This is a genomic window from Lapillicoccus sp., assembly GCF_025353065.1.
In the GTDB taxonomy this organism is placed as follows: Bacteria; Actinomycetota; Actinomycetes; order Actinomycetales; family Dermatophilaceae; genus Lapillicoccus.
Window position 1 is genome coordinate 1 of sequence record NZ_JANXRJ010000254.1, and the last position, 4,163, is coordinate 4,163.

A 4,163-nucleotide genomic window follows, 5' to 3' on the forward strand; every position below is an offset into this window, starting at 1 on the left:
CGACGATCGTGACCTCCAGCCCGGACATTCAGCAGGCCCTCTCGGCGGACTCTCCCCTGACCGCCTGCGTCGACGCACACCCGCCCCGGCCCAAGCCCGTCGACACAGTCATCGCGCTGGACTTCGCTGACAGACGAGTCGTGACGGCGCTGTCCTTTTGACGGTGGTGCGTTCCGGGCTGTTCCTGCCCCGGCGACGCGCAGCCGAGGGTCAGTGCTGATCTGGCGTTCCGCAACCTGCTCGCACGGGCCACGGCCACCAACGTCAGGGCTCTGGACGCCGCTATCGAGCACGGGTATCTGACAGGGTGCTGCTGACGACGGCGTCGGAGGTGACGGGGTTGAGCTCGGCGTTGCGGGAGTCGCTGTCGCGGTGGCGGAAGCCGACCGCGGTGCACGACCGGAGCAAGGTCGTCACCGATCTGGCCCTGACGCTCGCGTTGGGGGGTGACTGCCTATCCGATGCTGCGGTCCTGCGGTCGGAGCCGGGGAGCTATGGCCGGGTCGAGTCGGAGGCTACGGTCTCGCGCACCATCACCGCATTGTCCGGGGATGCGGACCGCGTGCAGGCCGCGGTCGCCGCCGCTCGGAAGGTCGCCCGGGCTCGGGCGTGGGCGCTGGCCGGGCAGGATGCACCGAATCATGCTGTCACAGCTGACCATCAGCTGGTCGTTGACCTCGACGCGACCCTGTCACCTCGCACAGTGACAAGGAGCAGGCGGCACCGAACTTCAAAGGCGGGTATGGCCTTCACCCGTTGTGCGCGTTCGTCGACCACGGCGCCGCGGGACCGGTAAGACCCTCGCGATCCAGCTCCGGCCCGGAAACGCCGACTCGAACACCGCGGCCTGGGCTAGGGCGTGTCTCCTAATGTGTTGAGCCACAGCACGACCGCGCGTAGGACGACGTCTGTGGACGATCACGTAATTCCCCAGGGGTGACGATCACGTAATTCCCCAGGTGGGGTCCGTGTTCTGTTTGTACTCCGGAGTGTGGGTCGTTGTCGAGTCCTTGTGGAGTTCGGTGTCGTTGGCTGAGGTGGGGTGACGGGTGAAGCGTTGCTGTGCGCCTTGACGTGAGATGCCGAGCTGGTCTCCGATTACCGTCCAGGACGCTCCGGTTTGGCGGGCTCTGGTGACGGCGGCGGCCAGGGTGGCTTCGGCCGTGTCGAGCTGTTGGTGGGCGTCGGCGACCCAGCCCAGGACGTCGAATACCGCCCCGGCGGGTAGCCGGACCGGGGTTTGGCCCTTGCCCAGGGTCGAGCGGGCGGTGTTGCAGGACGGGCACAGGGCCACGGTTCCGTAGCGGAGGGTCGCGGTCAGGGTGCAACTGGGCCGGCGGGCTGGGTCGGCGGCGTAGTAGCAGGCCACCGTGTCACGGGTGTCACGGGTGTCACGGGTGTCAACAGGTCGTTGACGGTGTGGGCTGGTCATGGTGTTGCCCGATCCACTGGTCGGGGTCGTTTGCGGGGCCGGTAGGTGGGTCCGTCCATCAGGATCTGGTGGCTGGTGTTGATGAGCCTGTCCAAGAGCGACTCGGCGACGACGGGGTTCGGGAACAAGGCGTACCAGTCGGTGGGGGCCCGGTTGGAGGTCAGGATCAGCGGCCGGGCTGTGATGGCTCGTTCGGAGACCAGCTCGTACAGGTCGTCGGCCTGGGGTGCGGTCAGCTCCCGCATCGCGAAGTCGTCGAGGATCAGCACGGCGGGGCGGGTGTACTCCCGCAGCCGTCGTTCCCAGGTGCGGTCGGCGTGGCCGCCGGCGAGGTCGGCCAGGACGGCCATGAGCGCGCTGGTCTTGACGAACCGGACCTGCCCGCCGCGGCGGATCACGTTGTGTCCCAACGCTTAAGCGATGTGTGTTTTGCCGACCCCGGTTGGCCCGTACAGGATGATCGACTCTCCCACGTCCAGCCAGCGCAGTGCGGCCAGGTCGCGCAGGGCGGCGGCGGGCACCTTGGGGTTGGCGGTGAAGTCGAAGGTCTCGATCGTGGCCTGTTCCTCGAACCGGGCCAGGCGCAGCCGGCGGGTCAGGGCGCCGGACTCGCGGCGGGCGATCTCGTCTTCACAGAGAACCTGCAGGAAGTCGAGATGGCCGAGCTGCCCGCCGCGGGCCTGGGCGACGCGGGCGTCCAGGGTCTGCAGCATCCCGGTCAGTTTCAGGGCACGCAGCGTGTCGTGCAGGGCGGGGTTGAGGACGTTCACGAGGTTCTCCGATCAGGTGGGTACGGGTATGGGCGGGCGGAGCAGCAGTGGCTAGGGGCGCGGCGCGCCGCGACTGGAGGTGGGCTGGCTGAGCCTGGAGACCCCGGGGATCCGGCGGACACCAAGGGTGTGGGCGAGGTTTCATGACGTGGCCTGCTGGGCGGGTTCGCTGGTCTCAGCGGCCGGAGTGGGTAACGGCACGAGACCCGTGAGGGGGGGCGTCGCTGGGTTCGAACAGCGCGTGCGGGCCGTGGAGGAAGGCCGGGACCTGGGCTACTCGACCGACGGGTTGCCCGCTCTCGTCGGCGGTTTCCGTGCCGGCGATCAGGATGCCCTTGATGGTGCGGTAGGACGGGTCGCCCACGGTGATCGCTTTGACGCATGCGGCCTCGAGCCGGGCCGGGCTGTGCTTGTCCCGCAGGCCGAGGACGCCCTGGGCGGCGCGCAGCCGGAACAGGGCGTTGACCTCCAACAAGGTCGCGATGACCTCGCCGCAGGACGGGCCGACCTGTTCGGCGACCTGCCGGCACCAGGTCGGGGTGCGCATATGGAACGCGATCCGCTCCGGCGGGTAGTGCGCCACCGTGGTGGACCGGCCCCGCTGCCGTCGCACATGGGTGGCCACGACCTTCCCCTCGGCAATGACCTGGACCATGTTTGCGGTCGAGCGGGCGTGGACCTGCTGGCCGATCAGGCGCCACGGCACCGAGTACAGGACCGGGCCGACCTTGAGGTGGATGTCGGGGCCGACCTTGCCGGTCGACCACGTCGCCAACACGAACGGCGTCCTCGGCAGTGGCGTCAACGCGGGGGCCTCCACGGCGGCGAACACCGCGGCCGGTGCGGCGCCGTTCAAGGGGCGGCAGGCCCGGGCGCCGGCCACCTCCGTGCACCAGCGGACCGCGTCGGCCTGCATCCCCTCCACGCTGGTGAAGGTCCGCCCCCGCCAGTACGAGTCCCGCACATGTTCATCAGCACGGCATCGGCCGCTCCACCCGGGGTTTGTCCTTGGGCTTGAACGCCCGGGCCGGGTCGACCAGGACGCCGTAGTGGGCGGCGAGCTCGGCGTAGGAACGGTTGATCTGCGGGTCGTACAGGTCCGGCTTGTCGACCCCGGTCTTGAGGTTGTCCGGGACCAGCCGGGCCGGGGACCCGCCGAAGAACGCGAACGCCTCGACGTGACACCGGGTCACCCTACGAATGCCTCCTGGTCCATCCGCAGCACCGGACGCACGAACATGTACCTCGAGCAGGCCAACACCATCCGCGTTCGCCTGCAGGTGTGCTCGGCTGTGCCGACGGCCGGTGCCCGGGTCGGTCCACACCCCGAGACGCCCGTAGTCGATCTGCGCCTCGCTACCGGGCGGCACCGGTCCCGGGCGCAACACCCTCACCTGGGCGCGGCGGGCCTCCTCGGGCAGGTTCCCGGCCACCCACCGCCGCACCGAGGCCACCGACGTCACCAGCCCCTGCTCGTCGACCAGTCGCTGATGGATCGTGGAGACCGTGACCCCGGCCGCCAGCTGGACGGTGATGTAGTCCCGGTGGGCCTCGATCGCCGGCCACGTCACCTGCCGCAGGCCCGTGTCGACCACCCCCGGGAACCAGCCCGCGGCCCGAGCCCGCCAGTCCGCCTCCGACATCACCGGCGGCCCGCCCGGCGTCATCCCGGCCGCCGCCACCGGCGCCAGATACTTCCGGACCGTCTTGCGGTCCACACCCAGACTCTCGGCAATCTGAACCTGGGACCGGCCCGCGTCCCAATGCACGTACATCTCGATCAGATCGATCATCGCAAACGTCCTCCTCGCCATCGGCTCCCTCACTCACCCTTGTTGGTGAGCGGCAGCCTGCTTCTTGTGGAGGACCACACCCGGGAGGCCACGCACGTCGTCCCCATGGGGAATTCCGTGATCGCCAAGGTGGGGAATTACGTGATCGTCAACCCCTCAAACCTGGGG

At 69.3% G+C, this 4,163-nt stretch carries 1 protein-coding gene and 3 pseudogenes; 1 reads left to right on the forward strand and 3 read right to left on the reverse strand.

Annotated elements, in window-relative coordinates:
* Positions 1 to 307: 307 nt before the first annotated feature.
* A pseudogene (locus Q0R63_RS18540) lies at positions 308 to 845 on the forward strand (transposase); the annotation flags it as partial.
* Between the two features lie 98 nt (positions 846 to 943).
* Here Q0R63_RS18540 and Q0R63_RS18545 read toward each other — a convergent pair.
* The 3 genes and pseudogenes from Q0R63_RS18545 to istA form a co-directional block, all read right to left on the reverse strand.
* A complete protein-coding gene (locus Q0R63_RS18545) occupies positions 944 to 1,432 on the reverse strand; it encodes a hypothetical protein (RefSeq protein WP_295700647.1) in 489 nt (162 codons plus the stop codon).
* Positions 1,429 to 2,202, reverse strand: a pseudogene (istB, locus tag Q0R63_RS18550) (IS21-like element helper ATPase IstB). The gene Q0R63_RS18545 and the pseudogene istB overlap by 4 nt, the downstream one beginning before the upstream one ends.
* Before the next feature lie 304 nt (positions 2,203 to 2,506).
* Positions 2,507 to 3,995: pseudogene (gene istA, locus Q0R63_RS18555) on the reverse strand (IS21 family transposase); the annotation flags it as partial.
* Between the last annotated feature and the right edge of the window lie 168 nt (positions 3,996 to 4,163).